We start from the raw sequence: 25,394 nt of genomic DNA, 5'->3' as shown, positions 1-25,394 counted from the left end.
TGCCGTGCCTGTGCCCGTGGTGCTCGCGGTGCCCACAACCAGTTGCCGTGCTGCGGCCGTGCCCGCACCGCTTGCCGTGTTGCGGCCGTGTCTGCGGAGCTCGTCGCGTCTCGGCTGCGTTCCCGGCGCCTGCCGCTCCCCGGCTGTGCCTGCGGCGCTCGCGAACTGCGGCTTTCCCGCCGCGTTTGGCTGTCTCCAATTTCCTCCCGTGCTTCGCTCTTTCGCGGACCCCTCAGGACAAGTGCTTCAGTGCCTCCCGTGTGGACAGTCCGGACAGGTCCGGGTGGTCGGTGACGAACGCGCGGACCCAGTCCGGCGCCGTCCTGGCGTAGTCGCGCAGGGCCCAGCCGATGCCCTTGCGCAGGAAGAAGTCCGGGTCGCCGATGGTGGCCTCGACGGCGGACGTGAGCAGCACCCGATCGGTGTCCTCCTTCGCGCTCACCTGGCAGATCACGGCCGTGCGGCGGCGCCAGCGGTCCGGGTCGGTGGCCCAGCGCAGCAGGATCGGCGTGACCGCGGCCCGGTCACCGCGCAGGATGGGGCCGACCCGGCGGATCGCGAGCTCGTCCACGTAGTCCCACCAGGCTCCGCCGACGATCATCTCCTCGTACAGCCCGAGCAGGTCCGGATCCTGCCAGCCCCGGTAGGCGCGGTGCCCGGAAAGATCGATTGCCGCGTACCTTTCCTCGCGGAATTCGGCGTCCCGCCACAACCGCCGAACGGTCGCCGTGAATGTCACCCGATCGGGCAACGGGTGAGCGGCCAGTACGCCTTTCATCAGCACGCTCCGCTGCGGTTTGGGCACTCCGCGAAACGGCATCGCCGACTTCATGTACGCCTGCATGACCGGCGCCCGCACCGGATCCGCCAGCTCGGCGAGTCCTGTTCGGATGGCTGAGATCAACGCGGTGTCCGCGCCCATTCGAGGTCACCTCCGTAGCGCCAAATACCGACGAAAGGTGGATGGCGTAACTCGTGTCGTGCGAGGAGATTGTTGCGGGTTGTCGGTAGTTTCGACGAAATCGGGTTGCCCGCGGACGAAAAGGAACTCTGTGAAGAAAATCGTTGCCGTCCTCGCCGCCGCGGCTGTCGCGGCCGGTGCGATGGCCGCCGCTCCCGCCGCCACGGCGGCACCGGCCAGGACACCGGACTTCACGCCGGCGCCGATCAGCTGGGGAGAGTGCACCTCGGCGAGCCTCAAGAACGCCGGCGCCGAGTGCGGCTTCCTCGTGGTCCCGATGGACTACGCGAAGCCCGCGGGCGCCAAGGTCCAGGTGGCCGTCTCCCGCATCAAGCACAAGGCTGCCCAGTACCAGGGCATCATGCTCGTGAACCCTGGCGGTCCCGGCGGCTCCGGCCTCGGCCTGTCGCGGCTCGGGCAGGCCGTGCCGAACCACGCCGGTGACAGCTACGACTGGATCGGGTTCGACCCGCGCGGTGTCGGCTCCAGCAAGCCGGCCGTGACCTGCGACGGGAACTACTTCGGCTACGACCGCACGCCGTACGTGCCCAAGACGCCGCAGATCGAGCGCGCCTGGCTCGACAAGTCCCAGGGCTACGCCAAGGCCTGCGCCAAGAACGGCGCGATCCTCGACCACATCAAGACCACCGACGTCGCGCAGGACATGGACAGCCTGCGCAAGGCGCTGGGGGAGAAGCAGATCAACTACTACGGCTTCTCCTACGGCACCTACCTCGGGCAGGTGTACAGCACGCTGTTCCCGGGGAACGTGCGCCGCATGGTGCTCGACGGCAACGTCGACCCGCGCAACGTCTGGTACCAGGCCAACCTCGACCAGGACGTGGCCTTCGACCGCAACATCAAGATCTACTTCGGCTGGCTCGCGAAGTACGACAGCGTCTACCACCTCGGCAAGACCGCCGCGGCCGTGGAAAAGCTCTGGTACGACCAGCAGAAGAAGCTCGACCGCACGCCCGCGGGCGGCGTGATCGGCGGGGACGAGTGGACCGACGTCTTCCTGCAGGCCGGCTACTACGTGTTCGGCTGGGAGGACATGGCCAAGGCGTTCGACGGCTGGGTCCACCGCGGTGACTGGCAGACGCTGAAGGCGCTCTACGACGACTCGAACCCGCCGGGCGACGACAACGGCTATGCCGTGTACAGCGCCGTGCAGTGCTCCGACGTGCAGTGGCCGACGAACTGGAACCGCTGGCGCATCGACAACTGGACGACCTACTCGCGGGCGCCGTTCGAGACGTGGGGCAACGCGTGGTTCAACGCCCCGTGCGCGAACTGGCCGGCGAAGTCGGGCAAGCCGGTGCACGTCGACGGCAGCAAGGTCGACGGCGCCCTGCTGATCAGCGAGGAGCTCGACGCGGCGACGCCGTACGAGGGTAGCCTCGAGGTGCGGAAGCTGTTCCCGAAGTCGAGCCTGATCAGCGCGCCCGGCGGCACCACGCACGCCGGCTCGCTGTCCGGTGTCGCGTGTGTGGACGACAAGGTCGCCGACTACCTCGCGACCGGCAACCTGCCGAAGCGCACGCCGGGCAACCATTCCGACGCGCAGTGCGATCCGGTGCCCCAGCCGGTTCCGGCCGGAGCGGCGGTGGGCGGGCAGCCCAAGGCCGACGCCCAGCCAGGTGCGCAGATCAAGCAGGACGCGCTCGCGCGGCTGCTGCACTTCTGAGCCGTTCTCCCCGGTGCCCCGGTCTGGTTCGCCAGACCGGGGCACCGTTCTTTTCCCTCACTCACCGAGCCTCCTCGGTCGCTGTTCGTGGTCGGTGGAGACGGTACGACGGGGGTCCGACAATTTCGGAGCGCAGCCGCCCGCGCACACCCCGTGAGCGAAAATTGTCGGGGGTCGGCGCTACCGTCCCGGCATGACGATCATCGAAGAGCACCGGACCGAGATCCGGTCGGGAAACGTCCAGTACCAAATCACCGTCGTCACCCGCACGGGCGCGGCGGAACAGCAACGCGTCGTCGTCACCGTGGGTGGCGAGGGCCCCAGTGGCGAGCTCGTCGCGGAGGGCCGGCTCGAACTCGACACAGCCGCGGTGCCGGCGGTGGCCGAACTGCTCGGCGGCAGTCTCCTGGCCTTCGCCGGCGGAGGTGGTGCCGGTCGCCGAAGAACCGGGCAACGGCCCGCCCAGCAGGGCCGGCCGTGGAGCGAGGAGATGGACGCGGAGCTGGAGCGCCGCTGGCTGGCGGGCGACCCGGTCGCCGAACTGGCCCGTGACTTCGAGCGCACCCCCGGTGGTATCCGCGCCCGCCTGCCCCGGGTCGGCTGTGATCCGGAGAAACCCGGCAACCACCTGCCGATGCCGCCCAGCCTCCGCGAGGAGCCGGGAGGTGACGAGTTCTGAGTCCGCCCCGGATGCCCGCTCCGGTACGCCGAGCGTGCTCAGGTGCGGGCATCCGGGGGAGGAGCCGTTGACGGGGAGCTGAGTGGAGGTCGAGTGGAGGTCGAGATGCGGGGAGGTGGTGGTATCGAAGCGTGACGGCCTGTGTGGTCGGTCGGCTGGGCAAGGGCGCTCGGCTGAGGGTGCGGCTGCCATGCCCGGGGTCAGGTTGCGGGGCATGCACGGCGACCGGTCGGGCTGTGGGCATGGGCGGCGACGGGCCAGGTATCCGGGCCTGCACGGCGACGGGTCATGCCGCTGGCATGGACCGCGATGGGTCGGGCTGCGGCATGGACGGCGGCGGATCGGGCTGCGGGCATGCACCGCGACGGACCAGATTGCGGGCATGCGCGGCGACGGGCCAGGTATCCGGGCCTGCACGGCGACGGGTCATGCCGCTGACATGGACCGTGATGAGTCAGGCTGCGGGGATGTACCGCGCCGGGTCAGGCATGCGGGCATGCACCGCGACGGGCCCGGCAAGCGGGGCATGCACCGTGACGCTCGAGAGGCGTTGGGGTGCGCGCTTCGCGGTGTCGACGCGGGCTTCGGTACTGAGGCGTGAGGGTGTGAGGGCTTGCCGGGCTGGGGATGTGCCGTCCGCGAGTTCGCTGTCCAGTCACCCGCGCGGGGTCCGGAGCGGTGGCAACAAGGCGAGCAGCCGCGCCGGAGCGTCCGCCGTCGGCCGGCGTGGCAGGCGGCGAGGGCGCCAGGCCAAACCCTGTTTGTTTGAGATTGCACCGTCGTGCATAATCATGCGTATGACGGTGAAGATCGCGGTTGCCGGGGCGAGCGGGTACGCGGGCGGCGAACTGCTGCGCCTGCTGCTCACCCACCCCGAGGTCGAGATCGGCGCGCTGACTGCGGCCAGCAGCGCCGGGACCACGCTGGGCACCCACCAGCCGCACCTCGTGCCGCTGGCCGGGCGCCTGCTGGCGGAGACGAACCCCGACACGCTCGCGGGACACGACGTCGTGTTCCTCGCGCTGCCCCACGGCCACTCGGCGGAGATCGCGGCGCGGCTCGGGCCCGATGTGCTCGTCGTCGACCTCGGTGCCGACCATCGGCTCGCCGATCCGGCCGACTGGCAGCGCTGGTACGGCGGCGAACACGCCGGCCAGTGGCCTTACGGGTTGCCAGAGTTGCCTGGCGCGCGCGAGAAGCTCGTCGGGACCAAGCGCGTCGCGGTCCCCGGCTGCTTCCCGACCGGCGGTTCGCTGGCCCTCGCGCCGGCGCTGGCCGCGGGGCTGGTCGAGCCGGACGTCACGGTCGTGTCCGTGACCGGCACGTCCGGCGCGGGCAAGAGCCTCAAGCCGAACCTGCTCGGCTCCGAGGTGATGGGCTCGGCCAGCGCGTACGGCGTCGCCGGAGCGCACCGGCACACGCCGGAGTTCGCCCAGAACCTGTCCGCCGCGGCCGGGGTGAAGGTCAGCGTGTCGTTCACGCCGGTCCTCGCGCCGATGCCGCGCGGCATTCTCACCACCGCCAGCGCCCCGCTGGCCGGTGACGTCGACGAGACCGCCGCGCGCGAGGTCTACGAGAAGGCCTACGACGCCGAACCCTTCGTGCAGCTGCTTCCCCCGGGCGTCTGGCCCGCGACCAGCGCGACGCTGGGCTCGAACAACGTCGCCCTGCAGCTCGGGGTGGACGCCGACGCCGGCCGGCTGGTCGTCGTCACCTCGATCGACAACCTGACCAAGGGCACCGCGGGCGGTGCCGTCCAATCGATGAACCTGGCGCTCGGTTTCCCCGAGGCCACCGGACTTTCCACCGTGGGAGTGGCACCGTGACCGTCACCGGCCCCCAGGGCTTCCGCGCCGCCGGCATCGCCGCCGGCATCAAGGCCTCCGGCGCGCTCGACCTCACGCTGGTCGTCAACGACGGCCCGCTCGACGTCGCCGCCGGCGTCTTCACCCGCAACGTCATCAAGGCCGCGCCCGTGCTGTGGTCGCAGGAAGTGCTGAAGCAGCGCAAGCTCAAGGCCGTCGTGCTCAACTCCGGCGGCGCCAACGCGGCCACCGGCCCCGGCGGCTTCCAGGACACGCACGCCACCGCCGAAAAGGTGGCCGAGGTGCTCGGCGCCGGGGCCATCGAGGTGGCCGTGTGCTCCACCGGCCTGATCGGCGAGCGGCTGCCGATGGCCGCCGTCCTGTCCGGTGTGGACAGTGCGGTCAAGGCGCTCGACACCGGCCTGGAGGCGGGCCTGAACGCCGCCACCGGCGTGATGACAACCGACAGCAAGCCGAAGCAGGCCTTCGCGAAGCACGCGGACGGCTGGAGCGTCGGCGGCTTCGCCAAGGGCGCCGGCATGCTCGCGCCGAACCTGGCCACGATGCTGTCCGTGATCACCACGGATGCCGTAGTGGACAAGGAAACCCTCGACCGCGCCCTGCGCGCCGCCACGCACGTCACCTTCGACCGGCTCGACGTCGACGGCGGCACGTCCACCAACGACACCGTGCTCGTGCTGGCCTCCGGCGCGAGCGGCGCCCAGCCGGCCGAAGCCGAGCTGACCGAACTGCTCACCACCGTGGCCCGCGACCTGGTACTGCAGCTGCGCGCGGACTCCGAGGGTGCGACGAAGGACGTCGACATCACCGTCCAGGGCGCGGCCTCCGAGGCCGACGCCGAGGTGGTCGCCCGCACCATCGCCGAGGACAACCTCGTCAAGACGGCGCTGTTCGGCTCCGACCCGAACTGGGGCCGGATCGCCATGGCGCTCGGCCGCGCGCCCGCGCGCATCGACCCGGAGACGCTGTCGATCACGATCAACGGCGTCACGCTGTTCGCCGCCGGGACCACCGCCGAGGACCGCTCGGCCGCCGACCTCTCGGGCCGCGCCGTCGTGATCGTCGTCGACCTCGGGGTCGGCGACGCCGCGGCGACCGTCTACACCACGGACCTTTCGCACGGGTACGTCGAAGAGAACAGCGCGTACTCGTCGTGACCGGCCCCGAGGCGCTGGTCTCCGCGGACGACCGGCTCACGACGGCGGCCGAGAAGGCCGAGGTGCTGATCGAAGCGCTGCCGTGGCTGCAGCGGTTCCACGGCGCCACGGTGGTCGTCAAGTACGGCGGCAACGCCATGATCGACGACCGCCTCAAGGCCGCGTTCGCGCAGGACATGGTGTTCCTGCGGCTGGCGGGCCTGCACCCGGTCGTGGTGCACGGCGGCGGCCCGCAGATCACCGCGATGCTCACCCGGCTCGGCGTCGAGGGCGAGTTCAAGGGCGGCCTGCGCGTGACCACGCCGGAGACGATGGACATCGTCCGGATGGTGCTGGTCGGCCAGGTCAGCCGGGAGCTGGTCGGGCTGATCAACGCGCACGGCCCGTACGCCGTCGGCATCTCCGGCGAGGACGCGCGGCTGTTCACCGCCCAGCGCAAACAGGCCACTGTGGACGGTGAGCAGGTCGACATCGGCCTCGTCGGCGAGGTCGCGGCGGTGAACCCGGACGCGGTGCTCGACATCGTCAACGCCGGGCGCATCCCGGTGGTGTCCACTGTGGCCCCCGACATCGACGGCGTGGTGCACAACGTCAACGCCGACACCGCGGCCGGCGCGCTGGCCGCCGCGCTGGACGCCGAGAAACTCGTGGTGCTCACCGACGTCGAAGGCCTCTACGCCCACTGGCCCGACCGCACCTCGCTGATCGACCGCATCGGCGTCGACCGGCTGGAGAAGCTGTTGCCGGGCCTGGCCAGCGGCATGATCCCGAAGATGGAGGCCTGCGTCCGCGCGGTCCGCGGCGGCGTGCGCGGCGCCCACGTGATCGACGGCAGGCTCGCCCACTCCGTGCTGCTCGAGGTGTTCACCTCCCGCGGCATCGGTACCATGGTCCTTCCCGAAACGGAGCTCCCGTGACCTCTCTGACGTCCAATGTGGACGGCCGGCAGCACTGGCAGTCGGCCGTGATGGACAACTACGGCACCCCCGGCCTCACGCTGGTCCGCGGCGAGGGCGCGAAGGTGTGGGACGCCGACGGCGGCGAGTACGTCGACCTCGTCGGCGGCATCGCCGTCAACGCGCTCGGCCACGCGCACCCCGACGTGGTCCGCGCCGTCAGCGAGCAGATCGCGACGCTGGGCCATACCTCGAACCTGTACGTGAACCCGGTCGCGGTCGAGCTCGCCGAGGCGCTGCTGGACGTCGCGGGGCTGACCGGGCAGGGCAAGGTGCTGTTCGTCAACTCCGGCGCCGAGGCCAACGAGGCCGCGCTGAAGATCAGCCGGCTCACCGGTCGCGCCAAGGTCGTCGCCGCCGAGGGCGCGTTCCACGGCCGCACGATGGGCGCGCTGACGCTCACCGGCCAGCCGGCCAAGCGCGACCCGTTCGCGCCGCTGCTGCCGGGCGTCACGCACGTGCCGTTCGGCGACGTCGAGGCGTTGCGCGCGGCTGTCGACACCGACACCGCGGCCGTTTTCCTGGAGCCGGTGCTCGGCGAGGCCGGCGTGGTCCCCGCGCCGGACGGCTACCTGCAGGCCGCGCGGGAGATCACCAAGGCCACTGGCACGCTGCTCGTGCTCGACGAGGTGCAGACCGGCATCGGCAGGCTCGGCACCTGGTTCGCCTTCCAGCAGGTCGGGATCGTGCCCGACGTGATCACGCTGGCGAAGGGCCTCGGCGGCGGGCTGCCGCTCGGCGCCGTGATCGGCGTCGGCCCGGCGGGCGACCTGCTCAAGCCGGGCCAGCACGGCACCACGTTCGGCGGGAACCCGGTGTGCTGCGCGGCCGGTCTCGCGGTGCTGCGCGCCATCGCCCGTGACGGCCTGCTCGACCACGTTTCCGCACTGGGCAAGGACATCGCGGCCGGAGTCGAGGCGCTGGGCCACCCGCTCGTCGGCGGTGTCCGCGGCGCCGGCCTGCTGCTCGGCATCACGCTCCGGAAGCCCGTGTCCGCCGCCGTGGCCAAGGCCATGCAGGACGCGGGATACCTGGTCAACCCGGTCGCGCCGGACACCGTCCGGCTCGCGCCGCCGCTCGTGCTCGACGAAAAGCAGGCCCACGGCTTCCTCTCCGCGCTCCCCGGCGCGCTTGACAGCGCCACCACGAAGACCACCACCACGAAGGAAACCGACTGATGCCCCGCCACTTCCTCCGCGACGACGACGTCAGCCCCGACGAGCAGACGGTGCTGCTCGACCTCGCCGACCAGCTCAAGGCCGAACCGCTCGGCACCAAGGCGCTGGCCGGCAAGACGGTCGCCGCGATCTTCGAGAAGAACTCCACGCGCACCCGGTTCTCGTTCGAGGTCGGCATCAGCCAGCTCGGCGGGCACCCGGTGATCGTGGACGGCCGCTCGATGCAGCTCGGCCGCGAAGAGACCATCGAGGACACTTCGCGCGTGCTGTCGCGCTACGTCGACGCCGTGGTGTGGCGCACCTTCGCGCAGAAGCGCATCGACGCCATGGCCTCGGCCGCGTCGATCCCGGTCATCAACGCGCTCACCGACGAGTTCCACCCGTGCCAGGTGCTCACCGACCTGATGACCATCCGCGAGCGCAAGGGCAAGCTCGCCGGGCTCACGATGGTCTACCTCGGCGACGGCGCGAACAACATGGCCCACTCGCTGCTGCTCGGCGGGGTCACGGCCGGCATGCACGTGCGGGTCGTCTCGCCCGAGGGCTTCCAGCCCGACCAGCAGGTGGTGCTCGACGCCAAGCACCGCGCCACCCCGACCGGCGGCAGCGCGACGGTGTTCACCGACCCGCACGCCGCGGTCGACGGCGCCGACGTGTTGGTCACCGACACCTGGACGTCCATGGGCCAGGAGAACGACGGCCTCGACCGGATCGGCCCGTTCCGCGCGCTGCAGGTCAACACCGAGCTGCTCAAGCGCGCCGCGGACGAGGCGATCGTGCTGCACTGCCTGCCCGCGCACCGCGGCTGGGAGATCACCGACGAGGTGCTCGACGGCCCGGCCAGCGCCGTGTGGGACGAGGCCGAGAACCGGCTGCACGCGCAGAAGGCGCTGCTCGTCTGGCTGTTCGGGCAGCTGGGCCGATGACCAGTAGCCGGGTCGGGCGCCAGGCGCGGATCACCGAGCTGGTGTCCACGATGGCCATCCGCAGCCAGACCGAGCTGGCGAAACTGCTGGCGGCCGAGGGCATCGAGGTCACGCAGGCGACGCTGTCGCGGGACCTGGACGAGCTCGGCGCGGTCAAGCTGCGCGGCGCCGACTCGGGTGCCCCGGTTTACGTCATCCCGGAGGACGGCAGCCCGGTGCGCGGGGTGCAGGGCGGCACGGCGAGGCTGGCGAAACTGCTGGCCGAGCTGCTCGTCTCGGCGGATTCCTCGGGCAACCTCACGGTGCTGCGCACGCCCCCGGGCGCGGCGCAGTTCCTGGCCAGCGCCATCGACCGGGCGGCGCTGGAGGAGGTCGTCGGCTCGATCGCCGGTGACGACACGGTCGCGGTGATCGCGCGGGAGCCGTTGACGGGGAAGGATCTGGCCGAACGCTTCGCCGCACTCGCGCAGCGCTCGTCCGCACTGAACGCGGAGTGAACGGATTCCCGCCTCGCCACCGAAGCGCGAAGCGGGACCTGACCAGGAAAGCCCGGGTACCAGACCGGGGCGTTACGACGAGAGGCAAGCAGTGAGCGGGAAAGACCAGCCGGTGCAGTTGTGGGGCGGGCGGTTCGCCAGCGGCCCGGCGGAGGCGATGGCGGCGCTGAGCGCGTCGACGCACTTCGACTGGCGACTGGCGCCGTACGACATCGCCGGCTCACGGGCCCACGCGCGGGTGCTGCGCAAGGCCGGGCTGCTCACCGACGCCGAGCTGGCGGGCATGCTCGAGGCGCTGGACGCGCTGGCCCGCGACGTCGAGTCGGGGGCGTTCACCCCGACCGTCGCCGACGAGGACGTGCACACCGCCTTGGAGCGAGGCCTGCTGGAGCGGGCCGGCACCGAGCTGGGCGGCAAGCTGCGCGCCGGCCGCTCGCGCAACGACCAGGTGGCCACGCTGTTCCGGATGTGGCTGCGTGACGCGGCCCGCCGGGTCGTCGCGGGCACGCTCGACGTCGTCGACGCGCTCGTCTCGCAGGCCCAGCGGCACCCGGACGTGATCCTGCCCGGCCGCACCCACCTTCAGCACGCGCAGCCCGTGCTGCTCGCGCACCACCTGCTGGCTCACGGCCAGGCGCTGCTGCGCGACGTCTCGCGGCTGCGTGACTGGGACGTCCGCACGGCGGAGTCGCCCTACGGCTCGGGTGCGCTGGCCGGGTCGTCGCTCGGGCTCGACCCGGAGGCCGTCGCGACGGAGCTGGGCTTCGACACGAGCGTGGAAAACTCCATCGACGGCACCGCCTCGCGGGACTTCGTCGCCGAGTTCGCGTTCTCCGTCGCGATGCTGGCGGTGAACCTGTCCCGGGTCGCCGAAGAGGTGATCATCTGGAACACCGCCGAGTTCGGCTACGTCACGCTCGACGACGCGTGGGCCACGGGCAGCTCGATCATGCCGCAGAAGAAGAACCCGGACGTCGCGGAGCTGACGCGCGGCAAGGCGGGCCGGCTGATCGGCAACCTCACCGGCTTGCTGGCGACGCTCAAGGCGCAGCCGCTGGCCTACAACCGCGATCTGCAGGAGGACAAGGAGCCGGTCTTCGACTCCGTCGAGCAGCTGGAGCTGCTGTTCCCGGCGATCGCGGGCATGCTCGCCACGCTGACCTTCCACACCGGCCGGCTCGCCGAGCTGGCCCCGGCGGGGTTCACGCTCGCCACCGACATCGCGGAATGGCTGGTACGCCAAGGGGTTCCGTTCCGCGTCGCGCACGAGGCGGCGGGGGAGAGCGTCCGGGTCGCCGAGGGCCGCGGCGTCGGCCTCGACGAGCTGACGGACGAGGAGTTCGCGGCCATCAACCCGGCGCTCACGCCGGCCGTGCGCGAGGTGCTGACCGTCGAGGGCTCGGTGCGCTCGCGCAACGCCCGCGGCGGCACCGCGCCCGAGCGGGTCGCCGAACAGCGCGAACGGCTCGTGGAGCGGGCGGCGACCCATCGGCAGTGGCTTAAGTAAGGCGGTCCGGGGCGGTCACGGGACCGCCCCGGTTCACGCGCGTCCGGCCTTACGCAGCCGGGCGCGGACCGCGCGGGTCGCGACCGGGCCGAGGCCCTCGACGACGTCCACCAGCGTGGCCAGCCGGCCCAGTGCGTCGAGCGCCCGTTGCCCGCCTTCGGGGTCGACCGACTCGAACAGCGTCAGCCCGAGGAACCCGGCGGACACGGCGTGCGCGAGCCCGTCCGGGTCGACCAGCTCGACGATCGGCGAGCCCGCCAGCACCCGTTCCAGCGCCGCGCGCACCTCGGTCACCCACTTGTCGAGCGCCTCGCGGGTCGCCTCCGCGAGCCGCCCGCCGCCCTGCGCGCCGGCCAGCGTCTGCGCCAGCACCGCGAGATTGCCCTCCGCGCGCTCCCCGGCGTGCACTTCTCGGCCCAGCTCCAGCAGCTCGCCGACGGTGCCGACGGACTCGAAGCGTTCGCGGTAGGCGGCCACCCGTTCCTCAGTCGCGGCGATGCACGCCTGCGCGACGAGCTCCTCGACGCTGCCGAAGTGGTAGAAGATCAGCGCCTGGTTCGTGCCGGCGGCGGCCGCGACCGTGCGCGCCGAAACGGCCGTGATGCCCTGGTGCCGGATGGTCTCCAGCACGCCGTCGACGAGGCGTTGTTTCGTCTCGGACGAGCTGGAGCTCCGGCGGCTGGTCATCAGTCCAGGACCTTCTCACGCAGGGGTTTCACCGCGCCGCTCACCCCCGTCGTGAGGTCGACGAACCGGGCCGCGAACGAGCCGTGGTAACCGAACAGCAGGCCCAGCCGCGGGTTCACCACGGCGACCTCGATGCGGAACAGCCCGCTCGCCTCGTCGAACCACTCGTCCACTTGCGCGACGCCGACCGTCGCGGGCGGCAGCACCGCGCGCAGCGGGCCCTCGCCCAGCCGGAACTCGCCGGAGCGGATGCGGAACCCGCCGTCCGGCCGCACCCGGATGTCCAGGTCCACCGCGAGATGCTGGTGCGTGCCCAGGTAGTCGACGATCCGCCCGCCCGCGTAGACCATCTGCGCGTCGAAGCGCCGCCGTCGCCGGGGCAGCTCGAAGGTGCGCACGAACGACACCGTCTCGCGTCCGTGCGAGTCGACGTACGGGTAGTTCTCGATGGTGAACGGCACGTTCCGGCCGTGCTCGGGGAACAGGATGTGCCGGCTCGCGCCGAGCCGCAGGAACGGCCCGAGGTACGCCGGGCCGCGGCGGATCTCGTCCATCACGCCGTGCCCGATCATTCCGACACCGTCCGCAGTGGACAGTGTCAGGCGTTCCCGCATCCGCGGGTGCAGCCGGGCGAAGCCGTCGCCGAGGGCGCGGGCGAAGATGCCGGTCATGGTCGCTCCAGGGTGGTCAGCAGGGACGGGGCGACGCCGTCGCGGCGCCGGGCGGGAGCGCGGCGGCAGCGGGCGGCCGAAGGGGCGAGCCACGCCTGCCGTTCGGGCGGGGTGCCGGTCTCGAGCCAGATCCGCAGCCGGTCGAACGACCAGGCCGTGGCCCAGCCGAACGCCGGCCGGAACACCCGGTCCGCCAGCCGCCCGGCCGGGCCCCAGCGGGTCTCGTAGTCGAAGCCGGTGACGAACCGGACGCCGCCGGGGTCCGGGGTGTAGCGCCAGTAACCGGCGCCCGACCGGATCAGCGAGCGCGGGTCGCCGGAGCCGAACTTCAGCGCGGACGTGCGGGTGCCGTCCGGGCGCCGCCGTTCGCCGGCGTGTGTCCCCGTTCCGCCGATGGCCAGGCCGAGGACCCGCGTGCGGTAGGCGAAGCGGCCCGGCCCGGTCGCCGCGATCTCGCCGAACCGCAGGTCCCAGCGCTGGTGCAGCGCGGGGTCCTGGGTGTGGGCCCACAGGGTGTCGAGGTCGGTGCGGATCACCGTCTCCACGTAGAGCGCTCTTCGGCTCATCACGAGCCTCCCTCCGGTTTTGAGCGACTGCTCAAACGCTAGCGCATGATTGAGCGATCGCTCAAGTGCTGGTGGCCGGGAACCGCTGGCTACGCTGGTGGCGGACGAGGGGAGCGCACGTGGATCGGTTGTTCCGGCGCGAGGAACTGGCACTGGACCCGGTCGACCTGGCGCACCTGCTGCTGGGCGCGGTGCTCGAGGCCGACGGGCCCGACGGCACCGTCGGCGTCCGGCTGGTGGAGGTCGAGGCCTATCGCGGGGCCGACGACCCGGCGTCGCACTGCTACCGGGGGAAGACGCCGCGCAACGCCGTGATGTGGGGGCCGGCCGGGTACCTGTACGTGTACTTCGTCTACGGCATGCACTTCTGCGCGAACATCGTCGGCACCGAAGAGGGCCAGCCGGGCGCGGTGCTGCTGCGCGCGGGCGAGGTGGTCCAAGGACTCGACCTGGTGCGGAAACGGCGGCCGGACGCGCGGGGGACCGGCGAGCTGGCCAAGGGCCCGGCGATCCTGACGTCGGTGCTGCGGATCGACCGGGCGGAGAACGGCGTCGACCTCACCGACCCGTCTTCGCCGGTGCGGCTACGCGTGGGGGAGCGGGTGCCCGCCGAGCACATCCGCAGCGGGCCACGCGTCGGCGTCGCGATGGCGATGGACACCCCGTGGCGGTTCTGGGCCGACGGCTCACCCGCCGTCTCGGCCTACCGCCGCGGCGGCAAGCGGCGGCAGGCGCGCCCCGCGGGATAGTCGGTTGACCTGGTGCGGGAGTATCTACAGGTGTGAGTGAGCACATCCTTGACGAGCTGTCCTGGCGCGGCCTGATCGCGCAGTCCACCGACATCGACGCCCTGCGGCGCGAACTCGACCAAGGTCCCCTCACCCTGTATTGCGGCTTCGACCCGACCGCGCCCAGCCTGCACGCCGGCAACCTCGTCCCGCTGCTCATGCTCAAGCGCTTCCAGCGGGCCGGGCACCGGCCGATCGTGCTGGCCGGCGGCGCCACCGGGATGATCGGCGACCCGCGGGACAACGGCGAGCGCACGCTGAACACGCTCGACGTGGTGGCCGACTGGGCCGGCCGGATCCGCGGCCAGCTGGAGCGGTTCGTGGACTTCGACGACTCGGCGACCGGCGCGGTCGTGGAGAACAACCTCAACTGGACCGGCCGGCAGAACGTGCTGGAGTTCCTGCGCGACGTCGGCAAGCACTTCTCGGTGAACGTGATGCTCAACCGGGAGACGGTGAAGCGCCGCCTCGAAGGCGACGGGATGTCCTACACCGAGTTCAGCTACCTGCTGCTGCAGTCGCAGGACTACCTGCAGCTGTTCCGGCAGTACGGCTGCAAGCTGCAGGTCGGCGGCTCGGACCAGTGGGGCAACCTGGTCGGCGGCGCGGACCTGATCCGGCGGGTCGAGGGCGGCGTCGCGCACGCGCTGACGGCGCCGCTGGTCACCGACGCCGAGGGCCGGAAGTTCGGCAAGTCCACCGGCGGCGGGAACCTGTGGCTCGACCCGGAGATGACCTCGCCCTACGCCTGGTACCAGTACTTCGTGAACGTGGGGGACGCCGACGTCATCCGCTACCTGCGGATGTTCACGTTCCTCACGCAGGAGGAGATCGCGGCGCTGGCCGAGGACACCGAGCAGCGGCCGCACCTGCGCTCGGCGCAGAAGCGGCTGGCGGAGGAGTTCACCAACCTGGTGCACGGCGAGGACCAGACCCGGCAGGTCATCGCGGCCAGCCAGGCGCTGTTCGGACGCGGTGAGCTGGGCGAACTCGACGCGAAGACGCTCGACGCGGCCATGGCCGAGGTGCCGACGGGCGAGGTCGCGCCGTCGGGCACGATCGTCGACCTCCTGCTGGCCGCGGGCCTGGTCGACAGCAAGGGCGCCGCGCGTCGCACGGTCAAGGAGGGCGGCGCGTACGTGAACAACGTGAAGATCGCCGACGAGGAGTGGAAGCCGACGTCGGCGGACGCCCTCCACGGCCGCTGGCTCGTGGTGCGGAAGGGCAAGCGCAACGTCGCCGGCGTGAGCGTCGGGGCCTGATCCCGGCCCTCGGCCCGAAACAGGGGTCTGACCTGCGGGAACGCGGTTAAGGTACCCCCCTGTTTCGGGCCCCGGACGGCCATGTAAAGTTCTCCAAGTCGCCAGGGAAACCGGGTGGCCGCCGGGACACGAACCAAGCTCTCACCGGAAGGTGATTGAGTGGGTGTCTCACCAAAAACTGCTAGGAATGACTGCTTCGGTTGAGGCTGGGCCTGATGGGTTCTGGTTTTTGCTGGGGTGTGTTGCTTGAGAACTCAACAGTGTGCTAGTGAACTAAGCCAGTAGAGCTTATATGAAACCCCCTCGTTGGGGTTTCCTTTGAGAATGATTGAGAAATAGTCTCGATCGAACTGTTCATTGTTGGAGAGTTTGATCCTGGCTCAGGACGAACGCTGGCGGCGTGCTTAACACATGCAAGTCGAACGCTGAACCGGTTTCGGCCGGGGATGAGTGGCGAACGGGTGAGTAACACGTGGGTAATCTGCCCTGTACTCTGGGATAAGCCTTGGAAACGGGGTCTAATACCGGATATCACCAACCTTCGCATGGGGGTTGGTTGAAAGTTCTGGCGGTACAGGATGAACCCGCGGCCTATCAGCTTGTTGGTGGGGTAATGGCCTACCAAGGCGACGACGGGTAGCCGGCCTGAGAGGGTGACCGGCCACACTGGGACTGAGACACGGCCCAGACTCCTACGGGAGGCAGCAGTGGGGAATATTGCACAATGGGCGAAAGCCTGATGCAGCGACGCCGCGTGAGGGATGACGGCCTTCGGGTTGTAAACCTCTTTCGCCAGGGACGAAGCGCAAGTGACGGTACCTGGATAAGAAGCACCGGCTAACTACGTGCCAGCAGCCGCGGTAATACGTAGGGTGCAAGCGTTGTCCGGAATTATTGGGCGTAAAGAGCTCGTAGGCGGTTTGTCGCGTCGGCTGTGAAATCTGGAGGCTTAACCTTCAGCGTGCAGTCGATACGGGCAGACTTGAGTTCGGTAGGGGAGACTGGAATTCCTGGTGTAGCGGTGAAATGCGCAGATATCAGGAGGAACACCGGTGGCGAAGGCGGGTCTCTGGGCCGATACTGACGCTGAGGAGCGAAAGCGTGGGGAGCGAACAGGATTAGATACCCTGGTAGTCCACGCTGTAAACGTTGGGCGCTAGGTGTGGGCGACATCCACGTTGTCCGTGCCGTAGCTAACGCATTAAGCGCCCCGCCTGGGGAGTACGGCCGCAAGGCTAAAACTCAAAGGAATTGACGGGGGCCCGCACAAGCGGCGGAGCATGTGGATTAATTCGATGCAACGCGAAGAACCTTACCTGGGCTTGACATGCGCCAGACATCCCCAGAGATGGGGCTTCCCTTGTGGTTGGTGTACAGGTGGTGCATGGCTGTCGTCAGCTCGTGTCGTGAGATGTTGGGTTAAGTCCCGCAACGAGCGCAACCCTTATCCTACGTTGCCAGCGCGTTATGGCGGGGACTCGTGGGAGACTGCCGGGGTCAACTCGGAGGAAGGTGGGGATGACGTCAAGTCATCATGCCCCTTATGTCCAGGGCTTCACACATGCTACAATGGCTGGTACAGAGGGCTGCGATACCGCGAGGTGGAGCGAATCCCTTAAAGCCGGTCTCAGTTCGGATCGCAGTCTGCAACTCGACTGCGTGAAGTCGGAGTCGCTAGTAATCGCAGATCAGCAACGCTGCGGTGAATACGTTCCCGGGCCTTGTACACACCGCCCGTCACGTCATGAAAGTCGGTAACACCCGAAGCCCATGGCCCAACCCCGCAAGGGGAGGGAGTGGTCGAAGGTGGGACTGGCGATTGGGACGAAGTCGTAACAAGGTAGCCGTACCGGAAGGTGCGGCTGGATCACCTCCTTTCTAAGGAGCACAACACATCCATGCTCCCGGGATACCCGGAACCAGAGTGTGGGGTGGGCACGGTTTAACACCCGCCTGTGGTGTTGCCGGGCTTGCTCAAGGAATTGTGGAACTACTGGTCTAGGTGTTCAGGTGGTGACTGCGGTCGCCGGCGAGTACTGCGAGACTTTCGGGTGTCGCGTGGAAAGTCGGGTTTCCGGGTCGGGTCTGGGCATGTTCACTACGCACACTGTTGGGTCCTGAGGCAACACACTGTTGTTTCTGGTGTGGTGTTTGAGAACTGTAGAGTGGATGCGAGCATCTTTGTGGTCAAGTTGTTAAGGGCACATGGTGGATGTCTTGGCTTCAGGAGCCGATGAAGGACGTAGGAGGCTGCGATAAGCCTCGGGGAGCTGTCAACCGAGCTGTGATCCGAGGATTTCCGAATGGGGAAACCCAGCACCAGTGATGTGGTGTTACCCGCCGGTGAATATATAGCCGGTGTGGAGGGAACGCGGGGAAGTGAAACATCTCAGTACCCGTAGGAAGAGAAAACAACCGTGATTCCGTGAGTAGTGGCGAGCGAAAGCGGAAGAGGCTAAACCGATTGCATGTGATACCTGTCAGGGGTTGTGTAGTCGGTGTTGTGGGACCCACCTTGAAGAAACTGACATTTTTTCGAAGTCACGCATGAGTTAGTGGAACCGTTTGGGATGGCGGGCCGGAGTGGGTGAGAGCCCCGTACGCGAAAGCTTGTGTTGTGGTTTTTGGTGGTGTTCCCGAGTAGCAGCGAGCTCGTGGAATTTGCTGTGAATCTGCCGGGACCACCCGGTAAGCCTAAATACTTCCTGAAGACCGATAGCGGACTAGTACCGTGAGGGAAAGATGAAAAGTACCCCGGGAGGGGAGTGAAAGAGTACCTGAAACCGTGTGCCTACAAGCCGTCAGAGCCCGAGCATGTCGTAAGACGTTACGGTGATGGCGTGCCTTTTGAAGAATGAGCCTGCGAGTTAGTGCTGCGTGGCGAGGTTAACCCGTGTGGGGTAGCCGTAGCGAAAGCGAGTCTGAATAGGGCGAGTATAGTCGCGTGGTCTAGACCCGAAGCGGAGTGATCTACCCATGGCCAGGGTGAAGCGACGGTAAGACGTCGTGGAGGCCCGAACCCACTTAGGTTGAAAACTGAGGGGATGAGCTGTGGGTAGGGGTGAAAGGCCAATCAAACTCCGTGATAGCTGGTTCTCCCCGAAATGCATTTAGGTGCAGCGTCACATGTTTCACCGCGGGGGTAGAGCTACTGGATGGTCTAGGGGCCTTACCGGGTTACCGAAATCAACCAAACTCCGAATACCGTGGTGTGAGAGTGTGGCAGTGAGACGGCGGGGGATAAGCTTCGTCGTCGAGAGGGAAACAGCCCAGAACACCAGCTAAGGCCCCTAAGTGTGTGCTCAGTGGGAAAGGATGTGGGATTGCCCAGACAACCAGGAGGTTGGCTTAGAAGCAGCCACCCTTGAAAGAGTGCGTAATAGCTCACTGGTCAAGTGGTCCTGCGCCGACAATGTAGCGGGGCTTAAGCACACCGCCGAAGCTGTGTCATTGACACAATAGATCCGCCTTGCTCTTGCAGTAAGGGTGTAGTCGTGTTGATGGGTAGGGGAGCGTCCTGCATCCAGGGAAGCGGCCGTGTGAACGAGTCGTGGAGGGTGTGGGAGTGAGAATGCAGGCATGAGTAGCGAATGCAGAGTGAGAAACTCTGCCGCCGGATGACCAAGGGTTCCTGGGCCAGGCTAATCCGCCCAGGGTAAGTCGGGACCTAAGGCGAGGCCGACAGGCGTAGTCGATGGACAACGGGTTGATATTCCCGTACCCGAGCATGTGCGCCCATGACGAGGCGTTTGATACTAACCACCCAAAGCGTTCCTGTGATGCCTTCGGGTTGAGTGGGGATTGTGGAGCGTGGGACCTGATTTCGTAGTAGTCAAGCGATGGGGTGACGCAGGAAGGTAGCTCCGCCAGGCGATGGTTGTCCTGGTGTAAGCGTGTAGGCCGGAACATAGGCAAATCCGTGTTCCATATAGGTTGAGACGTGATGCGTAGCCGTTTGAGGCGAAGTAGAGTGATCCTATGCTGCCGAGAAAAGCCTCTAGTGAGTGCATGCACGGCCCGTACCCCAAACCAACACAGGTGGTCAGGTAGAGAATACTAAGGCGATCGGGTGAACTGTGGTTAAGGAACTCGGCAAAATGCCCCCGTAACTTCGGGAGAAGGGGGGCCAAACATCCTGAAGCTTCTTGCAAGCTAGGGGTGGGTGGCCGCAGAGACCAGCGGAAAGCGACTGTTTACTAAAAACACAGGTCCATGCGAAGTCGCAAGACGATGTATATGGACTGACGCCTGCCCGGTGCTGGAACGTTAAGAGGACCGGTTAATCCCTTCGGGGGTGAAGCTGAGAATTTAAGCGCCAGTAAACGGCGGTGGTAACTATAACCATCCTAAGGTAGCGAAATTCCTTGTCGGGTAAGTTCCGACCTGCACGAATGGCGTAACGACTTTCCGGCTGTCTCAACCACAGGCCCGGCGAAATTGCACTACGAGTAAAGATGCTCGTTACGCGCGGCAGGACGGAAAGACCCCGGGACCTTTACTATAGTTTGGTATTGGTTTTCGGTTCGGCTTGTGTAGGATAGGTGGGAGACTGTGAAGTCATCACGCTAGTGGTGGTGGAGTCGTTGTTGAAATACCACTCTGGTCGAATTGGGAATCTCAACCTCGGACCATGATCTGGTTCAGGGACAGTGCCTGATGGGTAGTTTAACTGGGGCGGTTGCCTCCTAAAGAGTAACGGAGGCGCCCAAAGGTTCCCTCAGCCTGGTTGGCAATCAGGTGTTGAGTGCAAGTGCACAAGGGAGCTTGACTGTGAGACAGACATGTCGAGCAGGGACGAAAGTCGGGACTAGTGATCCGGCACCACCTGGTGGAAGGGGTGTCGCTCAACGGATAAAAGGTACCCCGGGGATAACAGGCTGATCTTGCCCAAGAGTCCATATCGACGGCATGGTTTGGCACCTCGATGTCGGCTCGTCGCATCCTGGGGCCGGAGTAGGTCCCAAGGGTTGGGCTGTTCGCCCATTAAAGCGGCACGCGAGCTGGGTTTAGAACGTCGTGAGACAGTTCGGTCCCTATCCGCCGCGCGCGTAGGATACTTGAGGAAGGCTGTCCCTAGTACGAGAGGACCGGGACGGACGAACCTCTGGTGTGCCAGTTGTCCCGCCAGGGGCATGGCTGGTTGGCCACGTTCGGAAGGGATAACCGCTGAAGGCATCTAAGCGGGAAGCCTGTTCCAAGATGAGGTATCCCACCCCGTGTGGGTTAAGGCCCCCAAGAGACCATTGGGTTGATAGGCCAGAGATGGAAGCACAGTAATGTGTTATCGAGTTGACTGGTACTAATAGGCCGAGGACTTGCCCACGAAGATGTTACGCATCCACTCTACAGCTCTGAAACACCACACCGACACCATCGAAATGTTGATGGTGGGTGTGTGTTGTTTCGTAGTGTTTCGGTGGTTATAGCGCCAGGGAAACGCCCGGTCCCATTCCGAACCCGGAAGCTAAGCCTGGTAGCGCCGATGGTACTGCAACCGAAGGGTTGTGGGAGAGTAGGACGCCGCCGAACTCAACATGAAACAGTAGGGCCCCGGTCGAGGACTTCCCAGTCCTCCCGGGGCCCTACTGCTATGTGTGCCCCGGAGCCGGCGACGACGCCGCCCGGGGGGTGGTCCTCGTGGACCCGTAGGATAGTCAGTTGGCTCCCTAGCGGGCCATACGTACGAAACCAAGATCTTTTTCTATGGCAGGAGGCCAGGTGTCCGAGTTCGGTCGACGTGACTCAGAGGATGATGGGTCGCGGTCGGCTCGCCGCGACCAAGGCTCCCGCGGCAACCGGTCGGAGGCGCCCCGGGGAGACCGGCGCGGCGCCCGGCAGGACCGAGGCGGACGCGACAGCAGCCACCAGGGACGCCCCCGGCGTGACGACCGTGGCGCGGGTGCCCGTGGCACCGGCGGCTACCAGGGCCGGACTTCGCAGGGTGACGGTCCCCGTGACCAGCGCGGCGGCTACGCCGGCAACCGCGACGACAACCGCTCCGGCGGTTACCGCGGCGACTCCGGCGGCAGCTCGCGCGGCAGTTACGACAACCGTGGCGGCGGGCGTTCCGACGACCGTGGAGCCAGCCGTCCCCAGGGCAAGTCCGCCTACGGCGACCGCAAGGACTCCGGGCGTCGCTGGGAAGACCGCGGTGGCAGTGGCGGTTACCAGGGTGACCGCGGTTCGAGTGGCTCCCGCGGCGGCAGTGACCGCAGCAGCGGTGGCTACAAGGGCGACTCGCGTACCGGCGGCGACCGCGGTACGGGTGGCTACAAGGGTGACCGCGATTCACGCACTGGCGGCGACCGTGGCACCGGCGGTTACCAGGGCAACCGTGGTTATAAGAGCGACCGCGGCTCGAGTGGTTACCAGGGCAAGTCCGATTTCAAGGGCGACCGTCGTGATGACCGTGGCTCCGGTGGCTTCCGCGACTCCAAGGGCAGCTCGGGCGGTTACCAGGGCAACCGGGACGACCGTGGGACGGGTGGCGGTTTCCGCGACTCGCGCGGTGCCGGCTCGGGTGGCTTCCGCAGTGGCGGCGACAACCGCTCCAGCGGTGGTTTCCGCAGTGACCGCAGCGGCGGCGGCTTCAAGAACGACCGTGGCACGGGCGGCGGCTACCGCGGTGGCAGCACCGGCGGTTCGCGCGACGACCGTGGCGGCAGCAGCTTCCGCAGCGGCGGCGGCGACAACCGTTCCGGCGGTTTCCGTGACAGCCGGGGCTCGGGCAGCGACTCGCGCGGCGGCAGCACCAGCGGCTACCGCGGCGACCGGGACAACCGCGACGAGCGTGGCAGTGGTTTCCGCAGTGGTGGGGACCGTCGGGACGAGCGTGGCACCGGTGGGTTCCGGAGTGGCGGGGACCGTCGGGATGACCGGGGCGGCAGTGGCGGTTACCAGGGTGACCGTGGCTCGAGTGGTTCCCGTGGCGGCAGCGGCACTGGCGGCTACAAGGGCGACTCCCGTACCGGCGGCTACAAGGGTGACTCGCGTACTGGCGGCGATCGCAGCACCGGCGGGTACAAGGGCGACCGCGACTCTCGTACGGGCGGCGGCAGCGGCACTGGTGGGTACAAGGGCGACTCGCGTACTGGCGGCGACCGCGGGACCGGTGGGTTCCGCAGTGGTGGCGACCGTCGGGATGACCGTGGTGGCAGCGGGTTCCGGAACGACCGTGGCCCCGGCAGCGGCTTCCGCCGCGACGACCGGGGCGGTTCCCGTGACTCGCGGGGTGGGAGTGACCGCGGGTTCGAGCGTCGTGGCGGTGGTTCGTCCAGTCGTGATGACAGCCGGGGCGACCGCGGTGGCTACCGGCGTGACGACCGTTCTCGCTCCGGGGACGATCGCGGGGACAGCCGTTCCGGTGGGTACCAGGGCGACCGCACGGTCGACACCACTGGCTTCGACGCGGCCGACCACGACCTCACCGACGACACCATGTCGTCCACCTTCGTCGACGACGTCACCTCGGAGGCCCGGCCGCAGTCGAGCCCGGCCGACGCGACGAGCGACGACAACCCGACGGCCGGCAACCGCGACAGCCTGACCGGCGGCGACAGCTCGACCGGCGGTGGCAGTTCGGCTGAGCGTGGTGCCGACGCGTCCGCTCGCCAGGACTCCGAGCCGGCCGCCACGGCGAAGGCCGCGACGGACGACGTCACCGCTGAGTCCGGCTCCGGCCAGGACAGCAGCGCGGCCAAGGACATCGAGAGCGGCGACCGGCCGAGCCGGGACGACAGTGCCGCTCGCGACGCCGACAGTGCCGCCGACGGTAAGGCCGGCGATGGTGACGCGGCCGGTCGAAATGACCGCACCGCTGAGAGTGCCGATCGGCCCATCCGGGACGAGCGGGACAGTCGCGACGACCAGTCGGACAGCCGCGACCGGACCGGCCAGGACGGCGAAGCCGGCCAGGACAGCGAAGGCAGCCGTGGTGACACGGCCGACCGGAGCGATCGCGGCGACCGGCCGAGCACCAGCAGCCTGAGCAGCAGCAGCTCGGACAGCGGCGACCGTGGCGACCGGCCGAACAGCGACAGCCCGAGCACCAGCGGCCCGGACAGCCGTGACCGCGGCGACCGGCCGAGCAGCAACAGCCCGAGCAGCAGCTCGGACAGCCGTGACCGCAGCGACCGGCCCAGCACCAGCACCCGCGACAGCCGTGGTGACCGTTCCGACGATCGTCCCCGGCGTGATGTGCGGGACGAACGGCCCCGTCGTGACGAGCGCGGTGGCCGCGATGACCGGCCGCAGCGTCATGACCGCCCGCAGCGGGACGACCGGCCCCGTCGGGACGACCGGCCGCAGCGGGGCAGCCGCTTCGTGCGGGCCGGGGCGGATGCCACGCTCGACGACGAGGCCATGGCCCGTGAGCTGCTGGCCGCGCCCGAACTGCCCGAGGACATCGAGTTCTCGGACCTCGACGAGGAGGCGCGCCGCGAGCTGCGGACGTTGCCGAAGGGGCTGGCGGAGACCGTCGGGAAGCACCTGGTCGCCGCGGGCGGGCTGATCGACAGCGACCCCGAGGCGGCGCTGGAGCACGCGAAGTACGCGAAGGCCAAGGCCTCGCGCGTGCCGATCGTGCGGGAGGCGCTCGGGCTCGTCGCCTACCACGCCGGCAACTGGCAGGAAGCGCTGTCGGAGCTGCGGGCCGTGCGCCGCATGACGCGCAGCGACGAGCACATCGCCATCATCGCCGACGCCGAGCGGGCGCTGGGGCGGCCGGAGCGGGCACTGGACCTGGCGAAGGAAACCGACACCACGAAGCTGGCGAAGGGCACGCAGGTCGAGCTGGCCATCGTCGCGGCCGGGGCGCGTCGTGACCTCGGGCAGCTCGACGCCGCGGTCGTTTCACTGCAGAGCGCCGACCTGATCCCCAGCAAGCGGGACCCGTGGAGCGCGCGCCTGTTCTACGCGTACGCCGACAACCTCGCGGCCGCCGGGCGTAAGGACGAAGCCGTGCGCTGGTTCCTCAACGCCTCCGAGGCCGACGCCGAGGACGAGACCGACGCGGCGGAACGGGCGGCGGAGCTCTCGAATGAGTGACGCGCTCCTCGCGGGCTACGACGCGGTGCTGTTCGACCTGGACGGCACCGTCTACCACGGCACGCAGGTGATCCCGGGCGCGCCGGAGGCCGTCAAGGCGGTGCGCGAGCACGGCACGGCCGTCCGGTTCGTCACCAACAACGCGTCCAAGGCCCCCGGTGACGTCGTGACGCACCTGCGCGAGCTGGGCCTGCCGGCCGAGCCCGCGGAGGTGCACACGAGCGCTCAGGCCGCCGCCGCCGTGCTCGGCGAGCGCCTGCCCGCCGGGGCCCGGGTGCTCGTGGTCGGCACGGAGTCGCTGGCGGCGGAGGTGAGCGCGGCCGGCCTCACGCCGGTGCGCGAGAACGGCCCCGACGTCGCCGCCGTGGTGCAGGGGCATTCGCCGGACAACGCCTGGGCCGACCTGGCCGAGGCGTGTCTCGCCATCCGCGCGGGCGCGCTCTGGGTGGCGTGCAACGTCGACGCCACCCTGCCGTCGGAGCGCGGCCTGTTGCCGGGTAACGGTTCCATGGTCGCCGCTCTGCGCACGGCCACCGACACCGAGCCGGTGGTGGCCGGGAAACCGCAGCCGCTGCTGTTCGAGACGGCCGCGCGCTCGGCCGGCGCGAGCCGCCCGCTCGTGGTCGGCGACCGGCTCGACACCGACATCGCCGGCGCGGTCGCGGCGGGCGTCGACTCGCTCGCCGTGCTCACCGGCGTCGCCACGCCGGCCGGGCTGCTCACCGCGATCGCGGCGGAACGGCCGACGCACCTCGCCGCCGACCTCACCGCGCTGACCCGGCGGGCCGACGACCTGAAGATCGGGCCGCGCCCGGGCTGGGACGTCACCACCGGGGACGAGCTGGTGGCCGGCGGCCGCGGCGGTGACGCCCCAGCCCTCGACCTGCTGCGCGCGCTGTGCCACGCGGCGTGGGAGACGGGCGTGACCACGGTCCGCGCGGACGGCGACGCGGCGGCCGCGGCGCTGGCCGAGCTCGGGCTGGCCTGACTGGTAGTTTTAC

General features: G+C 68.7%; 17 protein-coding genes and 3 rRNA genes. 16 read left to right on the top strand and 4 right to left on the bottom strand.

From position 1 onward, the window contains the following. Positions 1-232: 232 nt before the first annotated feature. Positions 233-922 (bottom strand): DNA alkylation repair protein, encoded by a 690-nt coding sequence (locus OG943_RS18385; RefSeq protein WP_328611009.1) that lies wholly within the window; start codon positions 920-922, stop codon positions 233-235. Between the two features lie 130 nt (positions 923-1,052). Between OG943_RS18385 and OG943_RS18380 the strand changes: the two genes are divergently transcribed. From OG943_RS18380 to argH, 9 genes are all read left to right on the top strand, one after another. Continuing rightward, positions 1,053-2,648 carry an alpha/beta hydrolase gene (locus OG943_RS18380; RefSeq protein WP_328611008.1) on the top strand — a complete coding sequence of 532 codons (1,596 nt, stop codon included), beginning with the start codon at positions 1,053-1,055 and terminating at the stop codon, positions 2,646-2,648. Positions 2,649-2,841: 193 nt separating this feature from the next. Beyond that, entirely contained in the window at positions 2,842-3,327 is a 486-nt protein-coding gene (locus tag OG943_RS18375) for a helix-turn-helix domain containing protein (RefSeq protein WP_328611007.1), read from the top strand. 797 nt (positions 3,328-4,124) lie between these two features. Further along, positions 4,125-5,153: an N-acetyl-gamma-glutamyl-phosphate reductase gene (gene argC, locus OG943_RS18370; RefSeq protein ID WP_328611006.1), complete on the top strand. Its 1,029-nt coding sequence runs from the start codon at positions 4,125-4,127 to the stop codon at positions 5,151-5,153. Continuing rightward, a complete protein-coding gene (gene argJ / locus OG943_RS18365; RefSeq protein WP_328611005.1) occupies positions 5,150-6,310 on the top strand; it encodes a bifunctional glutamate N-acetyltransferase/amino-acid acetyltransferase ArgJ in 1,161 nt (386 codons plus the stop codon). The genes argC and argJ overlap by 4 nt, the downstream gene beginning before the upstream one ends. Beyond that, complete coding sequence (gene argB / locus OG943_RS18360) at positions 6,307-7,227, top strand: acetylglutamate kinase (RefSeq protein ID WP_328611004.1); 921 nt, start codon at positions 6,307-6,309, stop codon at positions 7,225-7,227. The genes argJ and argB overlap by 4 nt, the downstream gene beginning before the upstream one ends. Further along, entirely contained in the window at positions 7,224-8,444 is a 1,221-nt protein-coding gene (locus tag OG943_RS18355) for an acetylornithine transaminase (RefSeq protein WP_328611003.1), read from the top strand. Before argB ends, OG943_RS18355 begins: the two co-directional genes overlap by 4 nt. Then, positions 8,444-9,370 (top strand): ornithine carbamoyltransferase, encoded by a 927-nt coding sequence (gene argF, locus OG943_RS18350; protein WP_328611002.1) that lies wholly within the window; start codon positions 8,444-8,446, stop codon positions 9,368-9,370. Before OG943_RS18355 ends, argF begins: the two co-directional genes overlap by 1 nt. Then, the gene (locus tag OG943_RS18345; protein WP_328611001.1) at positions 9,367-9,867 is read left to right on the top strand and encodes an arginine repressor; all 501 of its coding nucleotides are present in this window, start codon (positions 9,367-9,369) and stop codon (positions 9,865-9,867) included. Before argF ends, OG943_RS18345 begins: the two co-directional genes overlap by 4 nt. A 91-nt stretch (positions 9,868-9,958) precedes the next feature. Further along, on the top strand, positions 9,959-11,374 hold the full coding sequence (argH, locus tag OG943_RS18340; RefSeq protein WP_328611000.1) for an argininosuccinate lyase: 1,416 nt from the start codon (positions 9,959-9,961) through the stop codon (positions 11,372-11,374). A gap of 33 nt (positions 11,375-11,407) precedes the next feature. On the opposite strand, the gene OG943_RS18335 is transcribed toward argH, so the two are convergent. From OG943_RS18335 to OG943_RS18325, 3 genes are read right to left on the bottom strand one after another with little or no spacing between them, the layout of a single operon-like run. Next, on the bottom strand, positions 11,408-12,061 hold the full coding sequence (locus OG943_RS18335; protein WP_328610999.1) for a TetR/AcrR family transcriptional regulator: 654 nt from the start codon (positions 12,059-12,061) through the stop codon (positions 11,408-11,410). Continuing rightward, positions 12,061-12,732 (bottom strand): DUF4166 domain-containing protein, encoded by a 672-nt coding sequence (locus OG943_RS18330; RefSeq protein ID WP_328610998.1) that lies wholly within the window; start codon positions 12,730-12,732, stop codon positions 12,061-12,063. Before OG943_RS18330 ends, OG943_RS18335 begins: the two co-directional genes overlap by 1 nt. Beyond that, positions 12,729-13,298 (bottom strand): SRPBCC family protein, encoded by a 570-nt coding sequence (locus tag OG943_RS18325; RefSeq protein WP_328610997.1) that lies wholly within the window; start codon positions 13,296-13,298, stop codon positions 12,729-12,731. The genes OG943_RS18330 and OG943_RS18325 overlap by 4 nt, the downstream gene beginning before the upstream one ends. Positions 13,299-13,417: 119 nt before the next feature. On the opposite strand from OG943_RS18325, the gene OG943_RS18320 reads away from it, so the two are divergent. The 7 genes from OG943_RS18320 (at position 13,418) to OG943_RS18290 (ending at position 25,381) form a co-directional block, all read left to right on the top strand. Then, a complete protein-coding gene (locus OG943_RS18320) occupies positions 13,418-14,047 on the top strand; it encodes a DNA-3-methyladenine glycosylase (RefSeq protein WP_328610996.1) in 630 nt (209 codons plus the stop codon). A 32-nt stretch (positions 14,048-14,079) separates the two neighbouring features. Continuing rightward, positions 14,080-15,348 carry a tyrosine--tRNA ligase gene (tyrS, locus tag OG943_RS18315; protein ID WP_328610995.1) on the top strand — a complete coding sequence of 423 codons (1,269 nt, stop codon included), beginning with the start codon at positions 14,080-14,082 and terminating at the stop codon, positions 15,346-15,348. A gap of 357 nt (positions 15,349-15,705) precedes the next feature. Continuing rightward, positions 15,706-17,226: ribosomal RNA gene (locus OG943_RS18310) — 16S ribosomal RNA — on the top strand. A gap of 307 nt (positions 17,227-17,533) precedes the next feature. Beyond that, positions 17,534-20,671, top strand: a 23S ribosomal RNA gene (locus OG943_RS18305). An 89-nt stretch (positions 20,672-20,760) separates the two neighbouring features. Further along, positions 20,761-20,877, top strand: a 5S ribosomal RNA gene (rrf, locus tag OG943_RS18300). The 16S, 23S and 5S rRNA genes sit together here, the layout of an rRNA operon. 189 nt (positions 20,878-21,066) lie before the next feature. Further along, positions 21,067-24,393: a hypothetical protein gene (locus OG943_RS18295; RefSeq protein WP_328610994.1), complete on the top strand. Its 3,327-nt coding sequence runs from the start codon at positions 21,067-21,069 to the stop codon at positions 24,391-24,393. Further along, complete coding sequence (locus OG943_RS18290) at positions 24,386-25,381, top strand: HAD-IIA family hydrolase (protein ID WP_328610993.1); 996 nt, start codon at positions 24,386-24,388, stop codon at positions 25,379-25,381. The genes OG943_RS18295 and OG943_RS18290 overlap by 8 nt, the downstream gene beginning before the upstream one ends. Positions 25,382-25,394 lie beyond the last annotated feature (13 nt).

Source organism: Amycolatopsis sp. NBC_00345 (assembly GCF_036116635.1).
GTDB lineage: Bacteria > Actinomycetota > Actinomycetes > Mycobacteriales > Pseudonocardiaceae > Amycolatopsis.
This window is presented reverse-complemented; position numbering and strand designations above follow the sequence as displayed.